Annotated in this window: 19 protein-coding genes and 2 pseudogenes; 7 read left to right on the top strand and 14 right to left on the bottom strand. The window is 66.1% G+C overall.

What is annotated here, in order from left to right:
- The first annotated feature begins 117 nt into the window (after window positions 1-117).
- The gene (locus RM2_RS10760; protein WP_245813836.1) at window positions 118-618 is read left to right on the top strand and encodes a hypothetical protein; all 501 of its coding nucleotides are present in this window, start codon (window positions 118-120) and stop codon (window positions 616-618) included.
- A 625-nt stretch (window positions 619-1,243) separates the two neighbouring features.
- Here RM2_RS10760 and RM2_RS25615 read toward each other — a convergent pair.
- From RM2_RS25615 to RM2_RS10725, 6 genes and pseudogenes are all read right to left on the bottom strand, one after another.
- Entirely contained in the window at window positions 1,244-1,378 is a 135-nt protein-coding gene (locus RM2_RS25615; protein WP_281250409.1) for a hypothetical protein, read from the bottom strand.
- 350 nt (window positions 1,379-1,728) lie between these two features.
- Window positions 1,729-3,177: an aldehyde dehydrogenase gene (locus RM2_RS10745; protein WP_072688960.1), complete on the bottom strand. Its 1,449-nt coding sequence runs from the start codon at window positions 3,175-3,177 to the stop codon at window positions 1,729-1,731.
- A complete protein-coding gene (locus tag RM2_RS10740) occupies window positions 3,174-4,352 on the bottom strand; it encodes an Rv3169 family protein (protein ID WP_072688958.1) in 1,179 nt (392 codons plus the stop codon). Before RM2_RS10740 ends, RM2_RS10745 begins: the two co-directional genes overlap by 4 nt.
- Window positions 4,349-5,518 (bottom strand): phosphotransferase family protein, encoded by a 1,170-nt coding sequence (locus RM2_RS10735; protein ID WP_072688956.1) that lies wholly within the window; start codon window positions 5,516-5,518, stop codon window positions 4,349-4,351. The genes RM2_RS10740 and RM2_RS10735 overlap by 4 nt, the downstream gene beginning before the upstream one ends.
- Window positions 5,519-5,598: 80 nt before the next feature.
- Window positions 5,599-6,484: pseudogene (locus tag RM2_RS10730) on the bottom strand (ROK family protein).
- Window positions 6,485-6,486: 2 nt separating this feature from the next.
- The gene (locus RM2_RS10725) at window positions 6,487-7,242 is read right to left on the bottom strand and encodes a class I SAM-dependent methyltransferase (RefSeq protein WP_084721734.1); all 756 of its coding nucleotides are present in this window, start codon (window positions 7,240-7,242) and stop codon (window positions 6,487-6,489) included.
- Window positions 7,243-7,416: 174 nt separating this feature from the next.
- Between RM2_RS10725 and RM2_RS10720 the strand changes: the two genes are divergently transcribed.
- A complete protein-coding gene (locus tag RM2_RS10720; protein ID WP_072689077.1) occupies window positions 7,417-8,637 on the top strand; it encodes a glycosyltransferase family 4 protein in 1,221 nt (406 codons plus the stop codon).
- Here the strand turns inward: RM2_RS10720 and RM2_RS10715 are convergent.
- Entirely contained in the window at window positions 8,578-10,296 is a 1,719-nt protein-coding gene (locus tag RM2_RS10715) for an MmpA family trehalose lipid delivery protein (protein ID WP_072688952.1), read from the bottom strand. The genes RM2_RS10720 and RM2_RS10715 overlap by 60 nt on opposite strands.
- A gap of 62 nt (window positions 10,297-10,358) precedes the next feature.
- Here RM2_RS10715 and RM2_RS10710 point away from each other — a divergent pair, with 62 nt between their 5' ends.
- The gene (locus tag RM2_RS10710) at window positions 10,359-11,555 is read left to right on the top strand and encodes a polysaccharide biosynthesis protein (RefSeq protein ID WP_072688950.1); all 1,197 of its coding nucleotides are present in this window, start codon (window positions 10,359-10,361) and stop codon (window positions 11,553-11,555) included.
- Window positions 11,556-11,778: 223 nt separating this feature from the next.
- Here RM2_RS10710 and pgfA read toward each other — a convergent pair whose 3' ends face one another.
- Window positions 11,779-12,927: a cell envelope lipid trafficking protein PgfA gene (gene pgfA / locus RM2_RS10705; RefSeq protein WP_072688948.1), complete on the bottom strand. Its 1,149-nt coding sequence runs from the start codon at window positions 12,925-12,927 to the stop codon at window positions 11,779-11,781.
- A gap of 217 nt (window positions 12,928-13,144) precedes the next feature.
- On the opposite strand from pgfA, the pseudogene RM2_RS10700 reads away from it, so the two are divergent.
- A pseudogene (locus tag RM2_RS10700) lies at window positions 13,145-14,212 on the top strand (acyltransferase family protein); the annotation flags it as partial.
- A 20-nt stretch (window positions 14,213-14,232) separates the two neighbouring features.
- Here the strand turns inward: RM2_RS10700 and RM2_RS10695 are convergent.
- The 4 genes from RM2_RS10695 to RM2_RS10680 form a co-directional block, all read right to left on the bottom strand.
- Window positions 14,233-18,561, bottom strand: a complete 4,329-nt coding sequence (locus RM2_RS10695) for an alpha-(1->3)-arabinofuranosyltransferase (RefSeq protein ID WP_072688946.1) — start codon at window positions 18,559-18,561, stop codon at window positions 14,233-14,235.
- A 49-nt stretch (window positions 18,562-18,610) separates the two neighbouring features.
- Window positions 18,611-18,784: a DUF2613 domain-containing protein gene (locus RM2_RS10690; protein ID WP_072688944.1), complete on the bottom strand. Its 174-nt coding sequence runs from the start codon at window positions 18,782-18,784 to the stop codon at window positions 18,611-18,613.
- 71 nt (window positions 18,785-18,855) lie between these two features.
- Window positions 18,856-20,007: an isochorismate synthase gene (locus RM2_RS10685; protein WP_084721733.1), complete on the bottom strand. Its 1,152-nt coding sequence runs from the start codon at window positions 20,005-20,007 to the stop codon at window positions 18,856-18,858.
- A gap of 31 nt (window positions 20,008-20,038) precedes the next feature.
- Window positions 20,039-20,506: a universal stress protein gene (locus RM2_RS10680; RefSeq protein WP_072688942.1), complete on the bottom strand. Its 468-nt coding sequence runs from the start codon at window positions 20,504-20,506 to the stop codon at window positions 20,039-20,041.
- Between the two features lie 120 nt (window positions 20,507-20,626).
- Between RM2_RS10680 and RM2_RS10675 the strand changes: the two genes are divergently transcribed.
- Both RM2_RS10675 and RM2_RS10670 read left to right on the top strand, forming a co-directional pair.
- Window positions 20,627-21,781, top strand: coding sequence for a glycoside hydrolase family 3 N-terminal domain-containing protein (locus RM2_RS10675; RefSeq protein ID WP_072689073.1), 1,155 nt, complete (start codon window positions 20,627-20,629; stop codon window positions 21,779-21,781).
- A 120-nt stretch (window positions 21,782-21,901) separates the two neighbouring features.
- Complete coding sequence (locus tag RM2_RS10670; RefSeq protein WP_072688940.1) at window positions 21,902-22,501, top strand: TetR/AcrR family transcriptional regulator; 600 nt, start codon at window positions 21,902-21,904, stop codon at window positions 22,499-22,501.
- Between the two features lie 54 nt (window positions 22,502-22,555).
- Here RM2_RS10670 and RM2_RS10665 read toward each other — a convergent pair whose 3' ends face one another.
- Window positions 22,556-23,419, bottom strand: coding sequence for a MaoC/PaaZ C-terminal domain-containing protein (locus RM2_RS10665; protein WP_072688938.1), 864 nt, complete (start codon window positions 23,417-23,419; stop codon window positions 22,556-22,558).
- Window positions 23,419-24,765 carry a 3-oxoacyl-ACP reductase gene (locus RM2_RS10660; RefSeq protein ID WP_072688936.1) on the bottom strand — a complete coding sequence of 449 codons (1,347 nt, stop codon included), beginning with the start codon at window positions 24,763-24,765 and terminating at the stop codon, window positions 23,419-23,421. Before RM2_RS10660 ends, RM2_RS10665 begins: the two co-directional genes overlap by 1 nt.
- A gap of 132 nt (window positions 24,766-24,897) precedes the next feature.
- Between RM2_RS10660 and RM2_RS10655 the strand changes: the two genes are divergently transcribed.
- On the top strand, window positions 24,898-26,232 hold the full coding sequence (locus RM2_RS10655) for an acetyl-CoA C-acetyltransferase (RefSeq protein ID WP_072688935.1): 1,335 nt from the start codon (window positions 24,898-24,900) through the stop codon (window positions 26,230-26,232).
- Window positions 26,233-26,512 lie beyond the last annotated feature (280 nt).

Genomic DNA, 26,512 nt, shown 5'->3' with positions numbered 1-26,512 from the left:
TTCAACTGAACCACTGTGACATTCGCCGTTTCAGGCGATGGTTGGTCCGCAAACTCATACCATTCGGTCTGTGACGGCGTCGACTCTCGAAGTTCACGCACGACGAAGGGATTGCAGATGCAGACGAAGTTCAGCAGGGGCATGACACGATTCGCGGGAAGTGCCGTCCTCGCCACCACGGCGGCCGTCATCGTTGCCATGATCACGCCGGCGACTGCCTCGGCGGCGTCGGGCGTCCAGCCACCCACCGTGGTATCCGCGGTGAACGGAAACAGTCTCGACATCAACATAGCGAATCCCAACGGCCTGACTCTGCCGGAGTTCCAGTCCTGCGGTGCCATGGCATTCGACGCCATCAAGTTGCCCGCCGTACTGGCCGATCCCTCGGTCATTCTCGAGCCGGGATTCACGGCGTGGGCCACCAACCCGCTCGAGAGGGTTCTTGCGAACGGCGCAGGCAACGCGGCTAAAACGTTCACAACGCCGGCACTCCCGGACGGGGCATACGCAGTAATAGGCGAATGCTTGTCGCTGACTGATCTGACCAGTCCCCAGGCCACGATGCCGCAGATCATCCTGGTCGGTGGTCCGTTGAGCGGCGTCGGATTCGGTAGCTAGCCCGCACGGACGCCGAAGGGCCGGCGAGCTCCACTTCCGCTACTTGATCCAGGACAACCGGACGCCGATCTTCGGTCCTCCAGACCAAACCAGCCGATAGTTCGTTCGGTCGAACGAACGCTCCGTCTGCCACGGGCGCGATCACCGCCGCCACTTTGCCTCGGTTGACCAGATCGTTCGCACAGTCGTCATCGCGGGTCGCGGGTCGCGGGTCGCGGGTCGCGCCGATCCAACAGTGGGGCTGTCGCGGCCGCAACGACGGGCAAGAGAGCGCCTGCAGGCGAAGAAACATCGGCACTGGCCAGACTGCAGACCGGCACAGGAACCACCCCCCACCCCGCAAGAAGGGACCCGGTGGTGACCGACAACCCCCGCAACATCGTCGACTCGACGATCAGAATGGACCCACCCAACACGGCCAAGGCCGTCGACCAACTCGGCCGCTACTTCCGCGCCACGGTGAACAGGCCTACCTCCAGACCTGCCACCACTGACCGCCGACGATTACACCACCGCACTCGCGTTCGTCGGGGAACTCGGCCACATCCGCGAGCGCTCTCGCGCCCGCATCGACCCCGAACCGTATGCGTGGCATTGCTTGCAATGCCAGTAGTTCTGGAACTAACTAGCGTTCAGTACCCGCCGAGTTCAGCGATGCGCGGGCCTGAAGCAGCAGAACCACCGCCCCACATGTCATGCCTGCCACGAAGACGCCCGCGGCCACGCTGAAGCCCTGGGCGCCCCAGCTGCTACCCGTCATGACGAAGACCAAGGGGATTAGAACCCGGAGGCCTCGCCGCGGGACTGCACGCCAAGTCTCACTGACATAGCGCTTCACCAGATACCTCCGACATCACACGCACTTGAACTCATAGATCCCCAGGCTAAAGGGGTTCCCCCAGTTGATCTCGAGCTTCCCACCAGGACATATTCCACCACGGTTGTTGAACCACTGCATGAGTGACGTGAGTGCGGGTGCCACAGCTGCGCAAGTCAGACCTGCGCAGCCGCGCAAATCGTCACCCCAGGCCTCCAAATGCGCCCGCTGCGACAACCAATTGCTCACCCGGGTCCAAGTACAGATAGAACCCTTACCCGGCACCCAACCGGCTATCCGGTGTAGCCGAGCGGCATCAGGACGGATTTCGTTTCGCAGAAGGATTCCAACCCCTCCGGCCCATTCTCCCGGCCGATGCCGGAGGCCTTGTAGCCGCCGAACGGGGATCCCGGGTCGAACGCATACCAGTTGATCGCGTAGGTGCCGGTGCGGATTTGCTTCGCGACGGCGAGACCGTGCTCGACGTCGGTGGTGTAGACCGATCCGGCGAGTCCGTAGTCGGAGTCGTTGGCGATCTTGATCGCCTCGTCCTCGGTGTCGTAGGGGATCACAGCCAGGACTGGCCCGAAGATCTCCTCGCGGGCGATGGTCATCGAATTGTCGACGTCCGCGAAGATCGTGGGCTCGACGTACCAGCCCTTGTCGAGCCCGTCGGGTCGTCCGCCACCGAGCACGATGCGAGCGCCCTGCTCCTTGCCCTTTGCGATGTAGCCCTCGACGCGGTTGCGTTGCTTCTCGGAAATCAGCGGCCCGAGTTGGGCAGCTGGGTCGGAGGGAGCCCCGACGGTCATGAGTTCGGCGCCCGCCACCAGAGCGTCCAGCACCTCCTGGTAACGCGAGCGTGGCGCGAGGATGCGCGTCTGCGCGACGCACGCCTGGCCGGTGTTCATCAGCCCGGACATCACCAGCATCGGCATCGTGGCTGCGAGATCCGCGTCCTCGAGGATGATTGCCGCCGACTTCCCGCCCAGTTCGAGCGAGCAGCGCTTGAGGTTCTGCGCGGCGATCGCCCCGATTCGGCGGCCGACCGGGCTGCTGCCGGTGAATGTCACCTTGTCGATGCCCGGATGCGAGACGAGGTATTCGCCGGTCTCGGCGCCACCGGGTAGGACGGAGATGACTCCCTCCGGGACGCCAGCCTCGGCAAAGATCTCGGCGAGAAGATGTGTAGAGAGTGGAGATTCGGGGGCCGGTTTCAGCAGAACGGTGCACCCGGCCAGCAATGCCGGCGCCAGCTTGTTGACGGCCAGGAACAATGGCACGTTCCAGGCGAGGACGGCGGCCACCACACCGACGGGCTCGCGCAGCACCCGCGTCTGGCCGAACACGCCGGTACGGGTCTGTTCCCACTCGAACTCGTTTGCCAGACCGGCATAGAAGTTCAAGGTCGCCAGTGAGGGTATCTGCTGCATCATGCCGACCATGGCGGGCGGCTGTCCCATCTCGGACGAGATCAGTGAGTTGAGAGTTTCGCTGCGCTCCTCGATCAGCTTGGCTGCCTTCGCGAGGATCTCGCCCCGCTCCGCAGGCGTGGTGTGCGGCCAGGGGCTCTCGGTGAACGCCCGCCGGGCCACAACGACGGCGTCGTCGATGTCGGCCGGCGACGCGACCGGGCAACTACCGACGCGTTCCTCGGTTGCGGGGGAGAACACTTCGAGCACCTGATCGGTCGCAGGCGCTACCCATTTGCCGCCGATGTAGAGCTTGTCGTAGTCGGTCATCGGTCCATTCCCTTTGTCGGCGCCCCCCGCTGGGAGGCTGTGTCGGTGAAATTGTCGAATCCGTAAGGTGCGTGGGGCCCGATCGCGGCAACCTCGAACAGTCCGGTCCCGACGGCGGTCTCGCCGTTGTCCATGACATGGAATCGGGTGAGATTGTCGACGGGGCAGAACATCCGCAGGCCGGGCTCGATCTCGGATGCCCGCTTGCGCAGTCCCTGCACCACGTGCTCGCCCTGCCACATGCCATGCCGCCAGTCCGCCTCCAGGCCGTATCCGGTACCGATCCCGATGTAGTTCGGCAGCAGCAACTCGCAGGTGACGGCGATGATCTCGCCGGTCGGCCGGTGGAAGGTGAGTGAAGCCGACGTGACGTCCCGCGTTCCCGGTGCGAACACCAACTGATGTTCGGGCCTGCCCAGCCATTCTGGTTCGGTGTCCGGCTCCGGCCAGATGCGGACGGCTTCCTCGACTATGCGCCTGCCGCGCTCGTCTTCCTGCAAGATGACCGAGATCGAGTAGTGATCGAACTGCATTACCGCGTAGATCCAGAAGAAGTTCTGGATCCCGTCGACTGCACGCCTTCCGGACGGCTCGGCCTCGCCAACCGGGCGAACACCCCAGGACCGGTCGCGGTTGCCACGCCAGGTGTCAGGAGTGACGGACCGGGACTGGTCGTCGATCACGAGTTTGCCTGTCCAGGTGCCAGTTTGGACAAAACGACTGGTATCGAACGTGACGCGTTCGAGTTGCCTGCGGAAGTGTCGTGGCTCGAGCGTCGCGGGAATCGTGGCGTCGAAGGTGAGGTCGAAGGAGAGGTCGTACTCGCCGGGTGCAAGTACCACACGCAGTCGTTGCAGGCCCTCGAGGACCTCGACTCGGAACGGCCCGACCGTTGTGTCGCTGCGGTCGTGGCCCAGCGCCGCCGACCCGCGCACGACAATATGGTCGTCACCGCGGCGGAGCACCGCGAAAGCGTCCGTCACACCGAGATTGGGGTATTGGCCGAGCCCGATGATGAGGAACAGATTCAGATCGGTGGACGGGTAACAGTTGAAGTAGTAGCGGTCGTAGAAGTTGCGGTCGGATGTCGCGACCCGCCGAATAGGTTCCGCCACCTGATGAATGGGGTAGTCGTCCATCGGGGAGAGAGGGTTGGAGGTATAGTCGGCACTCATCGGATCTTTTCCCAGTACGTGCCGTCGAGCATCGCCTCGAGTGGGGCGCGGTGCAGGATCAGGTCGTCGGGGTCTTCCGGTGCGACGGCTTGTCCGAAATGGATGGCGCGAGTCTGGATCCGCAGCATGATGGTGGCGTGGCGCAGGGCTGCATAGACGATGTAGTACTCGAGATTTCGGGGTGTGTGGCTGGTCAGTTCTTCGTAGAGGGTGGCGAGGTCGCCGGGCCGCAGGAAGTCGGGCATCCCCTCGAGTCCGGCGTCTGTGGCGATGTCCTCGAAGAACCGATGCAGGTACGTCATCCAGCCGAGGTCGAGTTCTCGTGGGCCGAATGTGGCCATTTCCCAATCGAGTACCGCCACCGGTCGGAAGTCGTCGTACATGATGTTGCCGATCCGGGCGTCGCCCCAGCAAAAGACGGCGGGAGAGGTGTCGTTGGGACGGTTCTCCTCGATCCACGCGAAACCGCGCTCGATCAGAGGGGAGCGCGGACCCGACTGTGTGGTCCATTCGTAGAATTCGCGCTGTTGCCGGATGTGCGCGGCGAGTGCCTCGTGGACGGCCGGGCCGGAACCCGGCAGTCGTAGGAAGGAGAACCGCTCCCAGGGTTGCTCGATGTCGTGGAGTTGGGCAAGCACATTCACCGAACTGTGCTGGAGCAGTGCGCGCTGCGTGTCGGTTGCCTCCGTGACCCATGACCCGAAGTTGTACGGCATCACGTCCGGCGGGATTTGTCCCGCAATGCGAGCCATCACGAAGAACGGCGCGCCCAGCGGTCCGGGATCGGACTCCGACCAGTAGACGACAGGGACCGGAACGGCGCAATGCTCCCGGACCCGAGACATCACCTGGAATTGGCTCTCGAGGTCGTAGCTGGGGAAGACCGGCATCGTGGTGTCGGCCGGGGCTACCCGCGCGACCAGCGGATGCACCTTGCCCGCCCACGAGGCGTCGAACAGTATCGTCTCGCTCGACATGCCGTTGGCCTCGGGGAGTTGGACGTGCGTGATCTCGGGTGCCGTGTCGGTGGGTAGTTGCGTGGCGAGCCAGTGGTGCAGCGCCTCGCGCAGGACTTCAGGGTCTCGACGGGAGTCGCTGGGGCGGGCCACTTCGGACAGGTGGTCGGAATCGTCGGCAGATCGGGCAGCGGTCGTACTCACGGTCATTTCCTCCCCTGAACGTGCTGTGACTCTGAACACTAGAACACGTTACAGAATTTGGGAACAGGTGGTGAGATCCCGCTTAATCAGCTCCCGTAGATCGCCAGGCCTCCCGCTCCGACCAGAGTTCCCGCGGCCCCCAGTTCCGCGGGAACCACGCGGAGATTCGACACGAACGACCACCGCGCGTGGCGTTCGGCGGCCCTTCGCAGCGGATCCCACAGCGGAGGTCCGGCCTGCGCGAACCCGCCACCGATCACTGCCAGGTCGACGTCGATCAGGGCGGCGGCGGACGCGATGGCCTGCCCCAGGGCGGTCCCCGCGCGATCGAGTGCGGCCATGGCGACGGCGTCCCCGTCCGCGGCGGCCTTCGCCAACTCGACACCAGTCGCACCGCGCCACCCGTGGGAGCGGGCCCAGCGCACCGACGCCGGTCCGCTCGCCACCGTCTCCAGGCAACCGATGCCGCCGCACGTGCAGGGTTCGGTGCCGCCGGGAACCACCATGTGGCCGATGTGTCCCGCATTGCCGGTTCGGCCGGTCGCGATTCGACCGCCGAGGATCACACCGCGATACCGGTCGACACGACGAGGCTGAGCAGGTCGGGGGTACCGCGGTGCCGGCGCCGTGATGATGCTCGCCGAGTGCGGCCGCCGCGCCGTCCATCGCCAGTCGCGTCGGGGCGCCGGGAAACAGGCGTTGCACGGCCCCGAGCAGCCCGAATCCATCCGACCACTCGTCGATGTTGATCGGCGACACCGCGCCAGCGGTGGCGTCGACGGGGCCGGCGGAGGCGATGCCGATGGAGGTGACCGGCGCCGATCCCACGACTTCGCGCAGCAGGGCCGCGCACGTGTCCCAGACTCCGGACGGGGGAGTCGGAGCGGTGGCCGGGTGCGGAACGGTTCCGTCCGTATCGGCAATCCCGGCGGGGATTTTGGTGCCGCCGATGTCGAGAGCCAGCGCGGCCATTGTCAACGCTTCTTCAGCACGAGAACGAGGTTGCTGACCAGGAACTCGCGGATCCCCGGGATTCGCACGATCCACCACGCCCACCGCGGGTGGTAGCGGGGAAAGGCGGCCAGAAATTCGGCGTCGCGGGTACACCGAGCCCACCGAAGCCCCTCGGTCGCAGACACTTCGAACAAAGTTTTGCCGTAGCGATTCTTCGGTTCGTGGCCATTTTTCCGCAAGTAGCGCCGTGCGGCGTACTCGCCCCCGAACGCATGCCACGGTCCGGTCTCGTGTCCGCCGAACGGGCCCCACCACAGCGTGTACGAGAGCACGATCAGGCCGCCGGACTTGGTGACGCGCACCATCTCCTCGGCCATTGCCCACGGTTCGCTGACGTGCTCGGCGACATTGGAGGAGAAACAGATGTCGACCGATGACGTCCGGAACGGCAACGCCAGACCTGAACCGCGCACGGCTCCGCCGACAGCCAGGCCCGCGGCATGCATCTCGGACGGATCCGGTTCCACCGGGACGTACCGGGCGCCTGCCTTCTGGAAGACCTCCGCGAAGTAGCCGGGTCCGCCGCCGACGTCGAGCACCGTGATACCGGACAGGTCGGATTCGGTGAGACCGCCGTACAGGTCACCGATGAGTTCGACGGAATCGCGGGCGAGCGCGCCGTAGAAGAGCTCGGGGGCGCTCTGTTCGTGCCGGAAGTCGCTGAGCAGGCCGAACGACCGTTTCAGTGTTGCCCGTCGACCGAATCGTCGGGTCACGGGAGGTGTCATCACGGTGGTGAACTTTAGCTAGTGCAGACGTCCGGGCAACAAGCCGCCCGCCGTGGCTGCACTATCCGGCAGAATTCGACCGATATGGTGTTCGGGGGCCAAGGCGCGGAATGCCCCGTCTCGAGACAACTGATACCGCACCGACAACGGGAGTACATGAACGTGCGAGAGGTTCTGCTGCTCTGCTGGCGCGACACCGGCCACCCACAGGGTGGAGGCAGTGAGCGTTACCTCGAGGAGGTCGGTGCGCAACTCGCGGCGCGGGGAATCAAGGTCACCCTCCGCACCGCCCGCTACCGCGGAGCCGCCAAGAAGGAGACCGTCGACGGCATCGAGATCAGCCGCGGCGGCGGACGCTACAGCGTCTACCCCCGCGCGCTCGCCGCGATCGCTGCCGGCCGACTCGGATTCGGTCCGCTCAGGGGCATCCGGCCTGACGCGGTCATCGACACCCAGAACGGCATCCCGTTCTTCTCCCGTGCTGTCGCCGACGCGCCCGTCACTCTGCTCGTGCACCACTGCCACCGCGAGCAGTGGCCGGTGGCGGGACGGCTGCTGGGCAAGGTGGGCTGGTGGGTCGAATCGCGGCTGTCCCCGCGCGCCCATCGGGACAACCAGTACCTCACGGTGTCGCTCCCGTCCGCTGAAGAGTTGGTGGACCTCGGCGTCGACCGCGAATGCATCGCCGTGGTTCGCAACGGCGCCGACGATATCCCCGGCGGTGCCGCCGCCGGCGGAGCAGACACACGGACCGCACATCCCAGCGTGTGTGTCCTTTCGCGATTGGTGCCGCACAAACAGATCGAGGACGCCCTCGTGGCCGTCGCCTGTCTGCGCCCGACCATCGCCGACGTCCACCTCGACGTCATCGGTGGTGGGTGGTGGGAGCGCAATCTCCGCGACCGCGCACACGAGTTGGGAATCAGTGACGCCGTCACGTTCCACGGCCACGTCGACGAGACCCGGAAGCATCAGTTGCTGTCTCGATCGTGGGTGCACGTGATGCCGTCCCGTAAGGAGGGCTGGGGTCTGGCGGTCATCGAGGCCGCGCAGCACGGCGTTCCAACCATCGGTTATCGCAGTTCCAAGGGTCTGACGGATTCGATTGTCGACGGTGTGACCGGAGTTCTCGTCGGCAGTGCCGAGGGGGACTCGGCCGATGTCGGCGCCCTGACCGAAGGCGTCAACACACTCCTGCTCGACCCGGATACGCGACTGGTGCTCGGCGAGAAGGCGCGTATCCGAGCCGGCGAGTTCTCCTGGGAACACACCGGCAACGGCGTCCACGAGGTACTTGCGGGCACCGCCGCGGGCCTGCGGACGTCAGGGCTGGTGTCGCCGCTGCCGCAGCGCGTAGGCATCGAGGACGCCCGCGCCGAGTAGACCTCCGGAGAGCAACAGCGCCCAGAGCACGTGGGCCGATATCGCCGCTGCCCGTGTTCGCTCGGACGCCTGATGCGGTGCGACGTCGCCGTCGATGCGATACAACTCGAGATACTCGTCCGAAAACGGCTGATCCAGACCGGCCAGCGTTGTTGCGGATTCGCCTAGGAGCCCGGGCGTGTCGCGCTCGACCAGAACCCATCGGACACCGAGTGAGGCGAGATCGGCCGCGGAACCACCTGTGAGCAGCACTCGTTCCACCTGCTGTGCGCGTGAACCCTCGCCCTGCACGACACCGCCGGCCACCACCAGTTCGCCGGTCTGCAGGATGTCCTCGGGCAGCATCCTCGGGGCAGGATCCAGGACGGGTGCCGGGCCGGTGTAGGAGAACTTACGAAACATGCCGGCGGGCAGGACCGCGATATCGCCGCTGTTCGGGTCAGTGTCCAGTTGGGATGCCACCTGTTGCCACGACCGCGGGTACTCGATCGGGCGCAGCGCGCCCCCAACTCCCCACGCAAGGTCGGGGAGGGCGAGTAGCACGACGAGGACGGCAGAGACGGACCACGTACTCGGGCGTCGCAACAGGGCGGCCGCGGCGGCGAGCGCATACAGCGGGGCGGCAAGCGCCACCCACTTCTGGGAGTCCCGGAGCAATCCCGCGCCGGGCAGGTTCTGAACCGCCCAGCGACCTAGGTCGAGACCCCAGGACGTTGCGCCGAAAGTGGGCGCCAGCACCGCGACCAGTGCGAGCGCTGCGAGCGCCGACACGACGGGATGCCTGCGCCGGCGCCATAGCGCGGGCAGTCCGGACAGGACTACGCCCAGCAGCAGCACTGTGCCGACCAGGGCGAACAGCGTCGTCCGGGTATCCGGGACGGCCGCGCTGTTCCAAACTCCACCGAGTCCGGCGAGGCTGCCGACGGTCGCCAGTCCCGGCTCGGCTCGCGCTGCGAAGGCCGCGACCCCCGCAGGGTCGGAACCGTCCCCGCCCCCGGACAGCGCCGTCGCCGCCAGCCAGGGCGCGCTTGCGAGTACGAATAGGATCAGCGCACCGGCTACCCGACGCCACGGGGCAGACCTTCCACCTGGGGCAGCGAGCATCGCCAGCGCCGTTACGGTCGCGAGTAACACCCCGGTGGGGGTGAGCCCGGCGGCCGCGAGACAGGCGGCGAGGGCGAACCATCCATGCGTGTGACCCCGGCGAATCGCGACGGCCGCACACACCGTCCACGGCAGGGCCGCATACCCGGCCAGCAGACTCCAATGCCCCTGCAGCAGGCGCTCGGCGACATAAGGGTTCCACACCATCACCGTCACGGCCACGAGTTGCGGTCCGAGCCCGGCCGTCGGCAGCACGGCGCGGACCATCCGGGCCGCACCCCACCCGGCCGCCCATAACGCCGCGAGCAGGATCATTTTGACCACCAGACCGCCGTCGACAACAGCGCTCATCGTGGCAAGGAGTGCGTCCTGCGGCACCGCCCGTGCAGCGGCGTCGGTCAGTCCGAGAGCCGAGTCGGTCAGATACGAGCGGGGAGTGCTGACCGCGTCGCGCATCAGCAGATAGCCGGGGCCGAGCAGAGGTCCGAGGATCAGAATCGCCAGAATCAGGCTGTAGACGGCCGGGACGAACGGTGCGCGGGGCCGGGCGGTCATGAGCCGCCACATTACGTGGTGCATTGACCCGGTTCGCACGGTACGTAGTGCATCATGAGCGAATGCCACGCCAGACCCGCACCAACTCGGCGGTCGCCGGGGTGACGATGGTGACGGCGGGTTCGATGATCGCGAATATTGCCTCCTACCTGCTGCATTTGCCCGCGAGTCGCTGGCTCGGCCCTTCCGGGTACGGGGAGTTCGCGAGTCTGCTGGCAGCCCAACTCGTCCTCGCCGTGCCCGCACTGGCGCTGCAGACCGTCGTCGCACGCGAGGTGGTTCGGGGCAAGGGTGCCCACGCCGTGCGACTGCTCGGGTACCGCTGCGCCGTGATCGTTGCCGTGGTGGCCGCACTGCTCGTCCCCGTGGTCTCCTGGGCTCTGGACACCGGCATCCTCGCCACATCCTCGGCACTGATCACGGCGCCCGTACTGGTCCTGCTCGCCACCGAACAGGGTCTGTTACAGGGGGCGGCACGGTTCGGTCCGCTCAGCGTCGTTCTCGCCGCGGCAGGCGTCGCAAAGGTGGTTCCCGCCGTTGTGGTGCTCGCCGCCGGAGCCGGGCCGGGATTCGCCCTCGCAGCCAGCGCGACCGGAACCGGACTGGTCGCCGTCGTCACGAGACTGTTCGCCGACTCCGGCGTACTGGGGGAGGCGAGCACCCGGATCGGCGTCGGGGCCGTCCTGAAGGCGTCACAGGTGCAGTTGGCGCTGATCGCGCTGTCGTCGATGGATCTCGTGATCGCCCGGATCGTCCTCAGCAACGACGACGCCGGCCTCTATGCGCTCGGCGCCGTTGCCACCAAGGCAGCGTTCTGGCTACCTCAGGCCGTCGGTGTCGTCCTCTATCCCCGAATGGCGAATCCTGCCCAGTCCGTGCAGGCCATCCGCTCGGCTTTGGTCATCCTGGTCGCCCTCGGCGCGGTGCTCGTGGCGGGGGTCGCGGTGGCCGCACCCCTCGCCCCACTCCTCGTCGGCGATGCATACCAGCCCGTCCAGTCGCTACTGTGGCTGTTCGCCCTGCAGGGGGCCTGCCTGGCTGTACTGCAGGGCGCACTTCTCTCGGCGATCGCGGGGGAAAGAACGCATCTGGCGGTGATTGCCTGGATCGGTTTGGCCGTCGAGATGATTGCGATGCTCACCGTCGCGTCCACAATCGGCCAGTTCATCGGAATCGCCGTCGCCGCCGCGTCGAGCACCGCGCTGGTCGTCGGCGTCCGTGCCGTCCGCAGCGCGCGACGTGATGCTGTGGCCGCTTGATCTGTTTCCGCCCGATGCCGCATCTGTCTAGTCGGACGGAACCAATGTCACATCGGGCGACGTCACATCGGGCGACGAAAGTAGCGTTCTCCGGACACATCGAAGGGGACCTCGATCTTCGTCCGAGGTCCCCTTCGATGCCGACTGTGTAACGTTCGGCTGCCCAGGACTACTGCTGCACAGCGCTGCTATTGTCCAGCGCTGCTATTGCACAGCGTTGCTACTACTCGTCGTGCCTTCGCGGATCTGTGACGGGAATCTCTTCCGTCTTGTCCGTGGTCCAGTCGTGTTGCTCCGTGGGCGCGTCCGAATCTTCGTAGTGGCGACCGCCCTGGCTCGGGGGCACGTCGTCGTCACCTGTGGTGGGCGCGGGCGCCTCACTCCTTCCGCCGCGCAGTCCCAGAACGAGTCCGGCGATCAGAGCGATGATGCCGAGGACGCCGGCAATGATGGGGACGGTGCGACCGAATGTGTTGATCGTGTCCATGCCGTCCTTGGCCTGCCCGATCTGGGACTCGATAGTCTGCTCATCGAAGGGCAATGTCACGTTCAGGACGTCGATCTCCGGCCTGTCCTGGTTCCGGGCGTAATACTGATGCATTTGTTCCTGGCCCCTGATGACGACACCGGTCTCGGGCTCGACCCACACGTCGCGCACATTGGTGTACCAGCGAGTCATCGTCACGGGGAGGGTGCCACCGGGAACGCCCCAGGCATCGGCGGGAAGCTCCAGTTTGTCTGTCGGCGAGCCGACCGCCACCGACAGGTCGACAGGATCGATGGTCTGGCTGTAGTGGTACACCTTCAGGCCGTTGATCTCCGTCTCCTCGACGAAGTCGATGTCCTGCGTGGCGCGAGAGTTCAGGTCGAAGTAGGGGTAGCTTTTCTTCTCCGCGTTGAACGGCCACTTGTACTGCAGTCCGTCGCGTGGAACTTCCTGGGCGGGCTGGTCCGCGTCCGCCTGGATGGTGCCCACCGGGTCGTTGGTCGGCATCGACGTCTTGCGGTCGATGGTGCTGCGGTCGACGATCGCATTCAGCAGGCCGGTGTCGCCCTGCTTGTCGGTCCGAAGCAGTGTCTGACCGGCTTGGAGCGTGACCACTTCCGAGTTGGAGGGTTCTTCGGTGGTGACGTAACGCTGTGACACCAGCGGAACGTTCGTATCTACCTGGGCACTGCCTGCGAGAAGAGACGCCGAGTCGAGCACGCTGCCGGTGCCGGTGGCGATCGTGGTCACTTCGAGGTCCAAGGGCGTCTTCTCCAACTTGCCCACCGTGTAGGTGGGAATGAGAATAGCGACGGCCAAGAGGAAGGCACCGAGGCCCACCAGAATGCAAGCAAGTATCCGGCTCGGCCCTGAGCGCTCCGCCATGCTGTCTCTCCTAACTCAAATCTGTCGGTTGAGATTCCCCCACCGGCAGCATGGCTGCACGGATCGCATGGAGTCCACATCGACACCACGTGAGGCAAAACACTAACAGTCCCGAGTGGGCATTTGCCGCATCGGATAGTAATCGCGTCGGCGGATTCGCAGACGAAATGGCGCGGCCGGAGGTTTTCGTCACAGCGCGGGCACAGGCACACTGTTCATGATGAGCACATCGGTCACGAATTCGGAAACGCCTGCATCGGCTGCCCCGCCGGTCTCTCGGGGCTTTATTCCCGCACTCGAGGGACTGCGCGGTCTCGTGGCGCTAGGCGTGCTGGTGACGCACGTCGCGTTCCAAACCGGGTTTACGCAGGTTCCCGTCCTGGGGCGAATCGTGGAACGATTAGATCTGACAGTGGCGGTGTTCTTCGCATTGTCAGGATTCCTGTTGTGGCGCACTCACGCCGGGGCGGCCCGCGGCGTGGGTCCGGCGCAGGGAGCCGTCCGCTACTGGATCTCGCGCGTGACGCGCATTCTGCCGGCGTACTGGGTGGCGGTGGCGGTGGTGCTGATGTTCTTGCCCACTGCGGACGGGAGTTTTCGTACGTGGTGGGCGAACCTCGGTCTGGTCCAGGTGTTCGTGCCGCTCACGCTCACCAGCGGCCTGACCCAGATGTGGAGCCTGTCGGTGGAGGTGGCCTTCTATCTGGTGCTTCCGATATTCGCATTCGCGTTGTTCCGGCTACGGGGTTCTACTGCACGGCTGCGTGTTCCGGTGATCCTTGCGGTGATCGCGGTGAGCCTCGTATGGGCGTTCGTACCCGTTCCGGCCCCGAATGGCATTCATCACGAAAACTGGCTGCCTGGCTATCTGCCGTGGTTCGGATCCGGCATGTTGCTGGCAGAGTTATCGATGAGTCCGCCGGGAAGAATGCACCGCTGGGCGCGACATCGGGTCCGGATGTCGATAGTCGCCGCGGTGGCATTCGCGCTCACCGCGACTGATCTGGCAGGGCCCGCGGGGTTGGTGCGTCTCGAGCCGTGGCAGTTCGCCATCAAGATAGTGCTGGGGGCGGTGATCAGTTTCGCGCTGATGGCTCCGCTGGTTCTGTCCGACAGGTCGCGGCACCGGTTCCTTACGAGTCCCGGTGCGCTGGCTGTCGGTCGATGGTCGTACGGCATTTTCATCTGGCATCTCGCGGTGCTGGCGACGGTCTTTCAGGTGTTCGGACTGGTGCCGTTCGCTGGAAACTTCGCCTACGCCCTGTTGCTCACAACCGTGATGAGCATCGCCGTTGCGTCGGCAAGCTACGCACTGGTAGAAGAACCGGCACGCCGCGCCGTGAGGCGCTGGGAGATCCGGCGCAGCAGTGCCGAACGTCCGAGCGGGAGCACGGCCAGACCCGTGGCGACCAGCGCGACCAGCAGCGGGAACTGAACGAAGAACGAGTGCCCGACGTATCCGCCGGGCGCGCGCCACGGGCCGGTGGAGAGTATCGCCATACCGAGCATCGCCGATGCACCGGCGATGCCGACCAGGATCCTTGCGGTGGCGATGGTTCCGCGTAGGCGGACGAGTGCGGCGACGAGTGCGGTCATCACGATTGTCGTTGCCGCGCCGACGGGTCCACCGATCACGGTGGCGGCCGCCAAGATGCCCAGCCACCCGACCGACGCGCTGCCCCAGGTTCTGGGCGCCGAACCCAGGTCACGCCCGCGGTTTCGCGAGTGGCGCGGCCACACTGCGACGGCGATCAGCGGGATCAACAGCAGCAGGCCGCCGAAGATTCCCAGTCGGTACCAGCGGTCGGTGGGGAAATCGAGGGTCACGGTGCCCTCGGTTCCTGCAGGAACGACCCATCCCTGCTGCCAACCGTCCACCACGACGGGAGTCAGTTCGGTGCCGTCCGGGGCGGTCGCCGCCCAGCCGACATTGGTGCTTTCGGGGACGACGACGAGTCGCTCCGAATCCGAGCGCGGCATCGTCAATTCCCGGTGGTTCTCGGTCCACGCGGTGGTTGCGACCTGCTCGGTCGGAATCGGCGTCGCCGGTGCCCCTGCGTTCAGGCGAAGACTGTCGACGAAGAACGCCGACCCTGGATCCACTGTGACGTCCTGGGAGCCCGCGCCCAGAGTCACCGGGCCGGCAGGGTCACACACGGTGGCGGGCACCGGAGCGCCGGAGAGTATTTGTCCGACAGGCGCAGTGATGCTGGTGCGAACGGCTTGCCCGCCGATCGTGACGACAGGCCCCTCAGTGCAGGGAACGGTGACGGTACGGGCGCCCGGATCGTCGGTTGGACCCGAACCGGGCAGCAGTGCGCCGCCCCGGCCCAGCACCCCGACGTCCGCGAGTCCGGCGGGCTGTGACTGAGCGAATCCCAGAACGTTCTGATCGAGGATGTTCTTCCAGGACACGAGACTGAGCACGATTCGGTCGGTCACCAGTGGTTCGAGGGCGACGGTCCCGTCGTCCTCGTCCACGTCGCGCACCTGCGGACCGCTCCCCAGGTCGACTGCGACTCGGTTGGGAGCGGCGGGTACGGGGCCGAGGCTGGGTGTCAGTTGGAGGCCGGTGACGAGCGTGGGTTCGGGGAGGTCGATGACGAGGGTGGGTTTGGCGCCCTTGCCGTTCGTGGTGTCCAGCGCCGCCGACCAACTGGTGCGCGGGTCGCCGTCGGTGGCGGCGAATGCGGAACCGCGCAGGTCACCGATGTCGCTCGTTCCGTGCGCGGAGGGTCGACCCCGTTGGGTGAGCAACTCTTCCAGCGCGGCTCCCTGCCGTGCCCGCACTGTGAGTTGAGGTGTGACCGCAGTGGTTTCGGGCACCGACAGAGTTCTCTCGAAGACACCGACCTCCTCGGGAGGCAGGATGTGGGCGTTGCTGCACCGGACGCGGTCGGGGGACTCGGCGCAGGCATTGCGACCCGGAAGTTCCTGACTCAGGTCCCACCTCGAGACAGACGTGCCGACAGGGGTGGGGGGCAGCGCCGTGTGATATCGGATCGGGACGGTGACTGGGCCGTCCGGATCTGAGAAGTCCTCCACAGACAACTCGCTGATGCCGAATTGTGTTCCAGCGGAGCCATTTTCGGTTCTTGTCGCAGTGATCCGCACCCAGGGAGTGGCACCGCCGGGCACAGATACTGTGATCGGCTCGCCCGGGGCGTCCACCTTGACTGCCGTTGTGCCGTTAGGCGTCGACACCTCCATCCAGCGGACAGGGGCGCCGATCGCGGCCGGACTTGTCGTGATGTGCAGCAGAGAACTGGTGAGCGGGGTGTCGAAATCGATCTGGATCCACTGGCCGAGTGCCCGCTCGATGACGTTGCTGAACCAACCCGTCGCCGAGTCACCGTCGACGGTCGCCGCGGCACTGCTCGCTGGGGAGGTGCCGCCAAGTTGGGTGGCGTCGGACGCAGCGCTGGAGACGCTCAGTCTCGCGCCCTCCCATTGCCCCTCCACCAATGGCGTGTCGGCGACGGCGTAATCGGGCACGAGATTGAAAGTGTGCCGCGCGTCGTCGGGGCTGCGCAGCGCCGAACTGTGGTTGTCGACTTGCCCGTAGTCGGTTTCGCGGTCTCGGGGTGTGTCGGTGACGGTAATGTCGTCGACCGGCAGTCCGGCGCGCCGCGCGTCCGCGGCCAGCAGCACGGGTCCGGCGCCGGGCAGGGCACCGTTCTCGCGTAGACGCTGCAGCGACTCCGGCCCGCCCTGCACCCGCGGGATCCCGTCGAGGTCCGCCACGTATGGGCCGCTCGTGGTCGGAGCACCGTCGGGCATCGACACCTCGAAGATCTCGATGGCCGGGTACCGGGGCCTCAGGTCGTTGTCGATCACCAGGCCGTCGACGTCGCTGGGCCCGATGTCCTCACCGAACTCGGCGACCTGGGTGAATCCGGGAGAGCGGGTGACTGCCTGGTGAACCAAAATGGGTCGGGCCGACCGCGACGTGTCGGGGTCGAGGTCGTTGCGGAGGACGAGGTAGTGGATGCCCTGGCCGAGCAGGGTCTGCGCCATGCCGTCCGAGGGTCGGCCGTCCGCGATGAGTCGCTGGATAGAGTCCATCGCCCGGATGGTTCCCGGCGGGGTGAGCGGGACGGCATCGCGCGAGGCCCATGGTGTCGACGCCAATGCCTGCAGTGGTTCGTCCCGGGTGAGCCCCCACACCTGGCTACCGAACGGTGCGCCGGGAACGACGAGAGCGCGCTCCGCGTCCGAGCCGTCCGGGCTCGTGCCTCCGGCGTTGTCCGCCAGCCACGCGGCGGCCTGGTGCCAGTAGCCGGGTACCGCGGTGTAGGTGCCGCGTGGGGCAAGTTTGCCGGTCCAGGCCAGCGACGTCGCCAGGGTGAGAGCAACCAGGATCAGGCTGGTGACTGCGACCATCGGTTCGCGTTCGGGGTGTGCAACCGCGCTGCGCCAGCGGGCGAACGGCACCGAACCAGGCAGCGGGACCTTCGCCAGTAGATGCGCCAGTCCGAGGACGAGGGGCAGTCGGACGAGGGGTTCGAGTTTGTGCACGTTCCTGAGGGGGGCACCGCCGGAGTCGAGGAACAGTCGCACCTGTTCGGCGAACGGGGAGCCCAGTTCGCCGAGGTATCCGGCCGCGAGTCCCGCGATACCGACGAAAAGGATCAGTGCCAGGCGGCCGCGCGCGGGCATCGATCGCATGCACAGTCCGGCGAGGCCCGCGGCGGCAATGAGGCCGGTCGCGGCGACCGCGGCGGGCTGGGTGACGAGGACGGCGCCGGCGATGCGCTCGGGGGAAACGAACGCCGTCCAACTGTCGGTGCCGCGCAGGATCTCGGCGAGGGTCGTCCACTGCGTCGTTACCGAGGACGACTCGATGTAATCGAGGAAAGGGGGGCTCACCTTGCCGAGCAGCAGCAGTGGAACGATCCACCACGTGGTGGCCAGGGCCAGGAATGGGAACCACCACGCTGTGAACGTCCACCAGCGTCGGTTCGGCCGGTGGGAGATCCACCACAGGCCCGCGACGAGGCATGCGGCCGCGGTTGCGACAGCGTTGACCGCCCCCATCAACGCGACCGCCAGCGCCGACTGCGCCGCCAACCGTGCAGGTGAGCGCAAAAGTGCGTCCCCGCGCACGGTGCCAATCGCATGGCCGGTGCCGCTCACACGGCCAAGGGCCACGACCAGTGGTAGAAGCACCCACGGGGCCAGCATCATCGGCAGGGTTTCCGAAGAGATCGAACCCAGGGTGGTGAGGACGCGCGGAGAGAATGCGAATGCGACTGCGGCGATGAGGCGAGAGGAGCGGCTACCAATGCCGAGAGCTTCGGCAACCCGAATAATTCCCCAGAATCCGGCAACGAGCAGCAGAGCCCACCACACGCGCTGAGTGATCCATGCCGGAACACTCGAGATATCGCCGAGCGCGAAGAATGCGCCGTGCGGGAAGAAGTATCCGTAGGCCTGGTTCTGGACCTGGCCCATGGGGGCCTGGCTACTCCACTGATGCGCCGCCCGTTCCAGGAATCCGATCGGATTCTGGGAGAGGTCGTATTTGGTGTCAGCGGCGAGCCGACCAGGGGTTTGGAGAAAGGTGAGAAGAAGCGCTACGACAGAGGCGCCGAACAGCCACCGTCTCGACAAAGGCTCCCCAGAGGGCGCCATGGTGGCCGCCGACTCGGGGGAAGTGCGGGAACTCGTGAAGCCGGCGCTCTCAGCGGCTGCCGTACTCAACCTGGTTCAGCAGTGAGGAATCCGCGTTGCCGTTGCGGTCGACTTCGGGACGCGTGTTGTTCTGTGAGGCTGCGGTGATGCCGAGCGTTGCCACAGTGCCGAGCGCAAGACCGACCACAGCGCTGACCGCGCCGGGCACAAGGAACTTCCCCATCAGACATCTCCCACCGTCGTTTCTCGACGTACGCGGGGTGTTCCCGCGTACGAATTGTTTGGGTCAAGGTATCACCCGAGGGCCATGGAACTGCAGATTGGTGCCGGGTAGTGATGTTTCGACGGCTTGGTGCCTTGTCCCTGCGCCAGGACGAGTGCATGCATCAGGGTGCGTAGTTTGGTGCTTGTCTCGTCGAGTTCGGCCTCCGGGTCGGACTGGGCGATGATGCCACCGCCCGCCGTCGCGATCGCCTCGCGACCGTCCGCGGCGATCTCGGCGCATCGGATGGCCACCACCCAATCGCCGTCGCCTTCCGAGTCGCACCATCCGACGGCGCCGCCGTAGAACCGCCGGTCCTCCTCGACGTCCTTTATGGTCGCCAGGGCGAGGTCGGTGGGCGTTCCGCACACGGCGGGAGTCGGGTGCAGGGCAGTCGCCAGGCTCAGGGCGCTCGTCGCCGGGTCGCGCAGCACGCCCTCGATTGGGGTGGCGAGATGCCACACCTCACGCGTGCTCGTCAGGACGGGGGAATTCGGAACGGAAAGTTCGGTGCACATCGGGGCCAGGACCTCCTTGATCCAGGCCGTGACGAAAGCGTGCTCGGCCAGGTTCTTCGCGGATTCCAGCAGGGCGCGGCCCTCCTGTTCGTCGGCATCGGGATCGACACGCCGCGGTGCGGTTCCGGCAAGTGGGCGGCAGGTGACCCGTCGACCGCGCCGGCTGAGCAGCACTTCTGGGCTGGCACCGACCAGGCTGTGGGCACGGAATCCGTCGCCGGCAGCCGTGAGGTCGACGGCGAATCCGTTGGCGGCTGGATCCAGGCGAATGAGTCTCGCGACCAGGGCTTCTGCAGAGATGGGGGTGTCGGCGCTCAGAGCAACGCTACGTGCGGCAACGACCTTCTCGAGCGTCCCCCCGCGCAGGCGCTCGAGAAGGGACTGGACGCGTGCCACGTGCTCGGCGGGAGCGGGAATCTCCCGCGTCAGGCGCACGCTCGGGAGGTCGGGAACGGTATCGGGCCGCCAGGGGCCCTCGGTGAAATTCCAGAACTCGGGTGCTGTCAGAGCGGCGGGCCGCGCTGGGTCGAACGGCAGGGCGCCGACGATCAGCTCGGCATCACCGCTCGCGAGGGCGGCGATAGAGGCCGCCGCGGTGTCGTATGTGTACCGTGCGCCGAACGTACGCAACGTCCGATCTGCACGGGAGAGTATAAAACCGTCCATGGTGGACCTGACAGTAGTCGGGGCCGTCGGACTACTTCCCGGGAGGCACGATCAGAACCGGGCGATGGCTGTGTCGCAGGACGTGATCCGCCACGCTGCTCTGCAGCAGCGACCGCAGGCCCGTCGTGCCGCGGGTGCCCGCGACGATGATGTCGACCGCGAGTTCGTCGGCCGTTTCGACGATCGCCGCCCAGATGGTTGTGCTGCATTCGATGCACCGGCCTTCCGTGATCAGGCCGACGGCCTCGGCGAGTTCGGTGCCCTCCGCGTTGGTGACCTTGGCGTCGGTGAGCGCGATGTCTTCGGTCTCCTCGTCGGGCACCCACTCGGGTTGCATCACACCCGAGATTCCGGACATCCGTGCGGCCTGCCGGGCCATCGGCTCCCACACCGTCACCACAACAGCGCGATCGGAAGCGATGAACCGACCCGCGTACTCCACCGCACGTTTGGCGTCGTCGGATCCGTCGTAAGCGATCAACATCAAACCTGCAGGCACCAGAACCTCCTGAGTACGGGTTTCCGCTACACACAGGTTAGCAAGACGGGCAACGACGGCTACCCGATTCCGGGCCCCGATGCGGAAGCGTCGGTGATGGGCTGGGTTACCGTCGAACACATGCGGATCAAGTATGCACTTGCGCTCATTGCGTGCACCGGCCTCGTCGCCGGATGTTCCCAGGGTGGCATCGGCACTGTCCCGGAATCTTCCCCCGCCGGGCCGGTTTCGCACGCCGCTGCCGAGTCTCCCGTGGCCGCGCCGGCGACGTGTGAGACGGAGTTCCTGCAGTCTTTGTCGTTGCGGCACAAGCTTGCTCAGCTATTGAATGTCGGTGTTACCGGGACCGCAGACGCTGTGCAGGTGGTTCTCGATGAACAGGTCGGCGGCATCTTCATCGGCAGTTGGACCGACGAGTCCCTGCTGGCCAACCGTGAGGTCGCTCAGGTCGCGTCGGCGTCGTCGCTGCCGCTGATGGTGACCATCGACGAGGAAGGTGGCCGCGTCTCTCGCGTCGAGAACCTTCTCGGGCCCGAACCGTCCGCCCGGCAGACCGCAGCGACAATGACGGAGGAGCAGACCTATCAGATGGCGCTCGAGCGCGGCCGAGGGCTCAAGGACTTGGGAGTCACGGTCAATTTCGCCCCCGACGTGGACGTGAGCAGCCAACCTGACAACAGCGTTATCGGCGACCGCTCGTACTCGAACGACCCTGCCGTCGTCACCCGCTACGCCGGCGCCTATGCGCGCGGAATGCGGGACGCCGGAATCCTGCCCGTGATCAAGCACTTTCCCGGCCATGGGTCGGCGTCCGGTGATTCGCACACCGGTGCAGTCACCACCCCGCCACTCGACCGGCTGCGGGCGAAGGATCTCATTCCGTTCCGAGACCTCGGGCCGACGGGTGTCGGCGTCATGCTCGGCCACCTCGAAGTCCCGGGCCTGACAGCCCCGGGCGTGCCTGCGAGTATCAGTCCCGACGCGGTGGCGCTGTTGCGCGGCGGCATCGGATACGGCGCGGCGCCGTTCGCCGGACCCATCTTCACCGATGACCTGAGTGGCATGAAGGCGATCACCGACCGCTATGACATCGCCGAGGCGGTCGAGACCGCGCTGGAATCGGGTGTGGACATCGCACTGTGGCTCACCACCGACGACGTTCCGCAGGTACTTGATCACCTCGAAAGCGTTGTGGCATCAGGTAAATTGCCTCAGCAGCGCGTCGACGAGGCGGTTCTGACGGTTGCGCGCGCCAAGGGTGCGCTCGCCTGCTAGCGACTACCACGCACGCCATGGGTTTCCACCGACTCTTCGGCGCCGTCTTCTCGTCTGTCGACCGGACCCAGCTTATTACCGTAAAGTAAGATACCGGGTTCGACGATCGATGGAGGATGTATGGCCGGCGGCACCAAGCGACTGCCACGCGCAGTGCGCGAGCAGCAGATGCTGGATGCGGCTGTCGACGTCTTTTCCGACAGAGGATTTCATGAGACGTCGATGGACGCGATTGCGGCCAGGGCGGAAATCTCGAAACCGATGCTGTATTTGTACTACGGCTCCAAGGACGAATTGTTTTCCGCCTGCATTAAGCGGGAGGGTCTCCTCTTCGTCGAGGCGCTCGCTCCGGCGGGAGATCCCAGCCTGGGCCCGCGGGAACAGTTGCGTCGCGCACTCGAGGGGTTTCTCGGGTTCGTGAGTACGCACCGCAAGTCGTGGATGGTGTTGTATCGCCAGGCCATGGGGCAACAGGCGTTCGTCGGTACGGTGAAGTCGAGTCGAGACCGTCTGATCGAGTTGACCGCGCACCTGCTCGAGTCGAGCACGCGGGACCCGAATGTGGGTCAGGATTTCGAGCTGATCTCGATCGCCCTCGTCGGCGCGGGTGAGGCCGTGGCCGACCGTGTCGCCGGCGGCGAGATCGAGGTCGCTACGGCGGCCGATCTGCTGGAGTCTCTTGCGTGGCGCGGCCTCGCCGGCGAGAAGAAGTCGGAGTGAATGTACCTTTCGACGCCTTCGCGGCGCCGAAAGGTACATTCACCCGGCGAGTAGCTACCGTAGCGTCGCCGTGAGGTGGGGGTAACCCTTCTTCGGGTGCTTGACCGACAGATCCCAGCCGTCGTCGGTCTGATCGGCGTACACGTTGAGCGTGGACGGAAGCAGAATGGGCTTGCCGAAGCGGACGCTGTAGGTGACGGCATCCGGAATCCGCCCCTCCACGGAGCCGAGGACGGCAGCCGCGCTCCACATGCCGTGCGCGATGGTCTTCGGAAATCCGAAAGCCTTGGCGCCCAAGGACGACACGTGAATCGGGTTGCGGTCACCCGACACGGCGGCGTACCTGCTGATCGTCTTCTGATCGACCCGTAGCGTCCGCAAGGGGCGCGGCGGCTGCTCCTCGGCCTTCGGCTCGGAACCCTTCTGGCCGGACAGCGACGTCTTCTGCTGGCGCAACAGGGTGGACGTCTGCCTCCACACGAGTTCGCGTCCGACTTTGATCTCGCTGATCACATCGATCAGCAGACCCTTGCGGTGCTCGCGCAGATTCGCCGCGCGCACCGACACATCGAGCGGTTCGCTCACCGAAATGGGCCGGAACTGCTCGATGACGTTCTCCGCGTGTACGGATCCGATGGCAGGGAAGGGAAACCCGTCCGACACCATCAACTTCATCATGATCGGGAACACCAGGGTGAATGGGTACGTCACCGGAAGGACGTCACCGAAGCGCAGGCCGGTGACCCGGTCGTAGGCCGCCAAGTTGTCGGTGTCGACGCGCATGCCATTGAGGACGAGCGTGGTGTCCGGGGCGTCGTGCCCACTGGCCCCGATGAAAGGCATCGCACTGCGGACTGCGCGAGTGTAGATGTCCAGCGTGCGGGGCTTCTCGGTGAGTTGCACGATCTTGCCCGCCATCACGCACCCAGCAGGCTCTGGCCGCAGACCCGGACGATCTGCCCCGTGACGGCGTTGGAAGCGGGGCTGGCGAAGTAGGCGACGGTTTCGGCGACGTCGACGGTTTCACCACCCTGCAGTAGGGAACTCATGCGGCGTCCGGCCTCGCGTGTGGCGAATGGGACCGCCGCGGTCATCGCCGTCTCGATGAAGCCAGGTGCGACGGCGTTGATGGTGATCTTCTTCTTTGCCAGCACGGGCGCGGTCGCCTGCACCAAACCGACGACGCCGGCCTTCGAGGTACCGTAGTTGGTCTGGCCGCGGTTGCCCGCGATGCCGGCGATGGACGAGACATCGACCACGCGGCCGCCCTCCTTCAGGGCGCCCTTGGCGACGAGAGTATCGGTGATTCGTTGCGGCGCAATAAGGTTGACGCCGATCACCATGTTCCATCGGCCCTCGTCCATGTTGGCGAGCGTCTTGTCGCGGGTGATGCCTGCATTGTGGACGATGATGTCCGCGCCGCCGTGCCGTTCGAGGACGAACTCGGCCAGCTTGTCGGCCGCATCGTCGGCGGTGACGTCCAGCGCGAGGGACGTGCCGCCCACCTTGTTCGCCGTCTCGGAGAGCGCCTCACCGGCGGCCGGGATGTCGGCGCAGATGACATGCGCGCCGTCGCGGGAGAGGACCTCGGCGATGGTGGCGCCGATGCCGCGGGCCGCACCCGTCACGATGGCAACCTTGCCTGCGAGGGGCCTGTCCCAGTCGGCGGGCGCGACAGAGTCTTCGTCGCCGACTCGGATGACCTGGCCGCTGACGAACGCGGACTTGGCCGACAGCAGGAAGCGGAGGGTGGATTCGAGGCCCGACAATCCGGCGGAGGCATTAGGCGAGGCGTAGACGAGCTGAGCCGTGGCGCCGCGCTTGACTTCCTTTCCGACGCTGCGGGTGAAGCCCTCGAGCGCGCGCTGGGCGATTTGCTCGTCTACGCCGGACGTTTCTTCCGGGGTGGTGCCGATCACGACGACGCGCGCGGACGGCGCGAGGTTGCGGATGACGGGCTGGAAGAACTGGAACAGCTGCTCGAGCTCGGTGACTGAACCGATGCCGGTGGCGTCGAATACGAGGGCGCCGTACACGTCGTCGCCGGGGCTTGCGGCGGGGTAGTCCGACAGCAGTTGACGCAGCGGCTCGGCGAGACGGCCCTTCCCGCCGATCAGGACAGGGCCGGGGAGCGGGGGTTCGCCGTGCTTGTACCGCCGCAGGTTCTCGGGACGCGGCAGTCCCGCCTTCGCGGCGATGAACGCGCCGGGCGCGGATGAGAGGAACTGGGAATAGATGTCGGGAGCTCCCTTGCTGGCTGCCACTGTCCTACCTTCTGTCGTCTTTGGGTGGTCAGTCACCGGGCACCGAATACGGTGTCGGTGTCGACAAGAAACTTACTCCTGAGTAAGAATAGTAGCCAACAGGTAATCGCACCAGATCCTTGGAGACGTTCAGTGACCAGCAAAGCTCGCACCAACTCGAAGTCCGCAGCGGCGCCGAAGCCGCGCGGAAAGCAGCAGCGTCCCGTCGCCATCGTCGGCGGAAATCGTATTCCCTTCGCCCGCTCCGACAAGGCGTACGCGCAGGCGTCCAACCAGGACATGTTCACCGCCACCCTCGACGGGCTGGTCAGCCGCTTCAACCTGCAGGGCGAGAAGCTCGGCCTCGTCGCCGGCGGCGCCGTCCTCAAGCACAGCCGCGACTTCAACCTGATGCGCGAATGCGTCCTCGGTAGCGCGCTGAGCCCCTACACTCAGGCCTTCGACCTGCAGCAGGCGTGCGGCACCGGCCTGCAGTCGATCGTCGCCGTCGGCGATGCGATCGCGGCCGGACGTATCGACGCCGGAGTGGGTGGCGGCGTCGATACCACATCCGACGCCCCGATCGGCGTGAACGACGAGCTTCGCGACTTCCTGCTGTCGCTGAACCGCGCGAAGAGCACCGCCGACCGCATCAAGCTCCTCGGCAATGTGCGCCCGTCCATGCTTGGTGTCGAGATCCCGCGTAATGGCGAGCCTCGCACCGGCCTCTCCATGGGTGAACACGCGGCGATCACCGCCAAGGAGTTCGGCGTCCGCCGCGAGGACCAGGACGAACTGGCCGCCGCCAGCCACCAGAACATGGCCGCCGCCTACGACCGCGGATTCTTCGACGACTTGGTGACGCCGTTCCTGGGGCTCACCCGTGACGACAACCTGCGTCCCGGCTCCACCGTCGAGAAGCTGTCGACGCTGAAGCCGGCTTTCGGCGTGAAGGCGGGCGATGCCACGATGACGGCGGGCAACTCGACCCCGCTCACCGACGGCGCGTCGGCGGTCCTGCTGTCCAGCGACGAGTGGGCCGCCGAGCGCAAGCTGCCGGTGCTCGCTCATCTCGTCGACTCCGAGACCGCGGCTGTCGACTACATCCACGGCAAGGACGGGCTCCTGATGGCGCCGACGTATGCGATCCCGCGCCTACTGGCCCGCAACGGCCTCACACTTCAGGACTTCGACTACTACGAGATCCACGAGGCTTTCGCGTCCGTCGTGTTGGCGACGCTGCAGGCATTCGAATCGGAGGAGTACTGCAAGGAACGGCTGGGTCTCGACGGAGCACTCGGCTACATCGATCGCAGCAAGCTGAACGTCAACGGGTCGTCGTTGGCCGCGGGTCACCCATTCGCTGCTACCGGCGGCCGCATCGTCGCATCGCTCGCCAAGGCGCTCGCCGAGAAGGGATCGGGACGCGGGCTGATCTCGATTTGTGCAGCTGGTGGTCAAGGCGTGACGGCAATCATAGAGGCGTGATCCGACTGGTCTTTCCGGTAGCTGACAGTCCGGAAAGGCCAGCATGTTCGCATGGCGAACGGGCATCCGGCAACGAGGAGTTGGTCGGATCTTCCGAAAACTCCTTGCGACAGGTGTAACGCTGGAGATTAACTGGCGATATCTCTATGAGCCCCGTGCTGCTGCCTGGCCCCCGACCTGGCAGCAGCGCGGGGCTCTCGCGTTTCCGGCGCCGGTAGTCTGTCGTAGGGTCGCGGGGTCTGAACCGGACCTCGCTCGAATCGGATCCCGCCTGAAATGC

Origin of the sequence: Rhodococcus marinonascens NBRC 14363 (assembly GCF_001894885.1) — a bacterium.
In the GTDB taxonomy this organism is placed as follows: domain Bacteria; phylum Actinomycetota; class Actinomycetes; order Mycobacteriales; family Mycobacteriaceae; genus Rhodococcus_F; species Rhodococcus_F marinonascens.
This window is presented reverse-complemented; position numbering and strand designations above follow the sequence as displayed.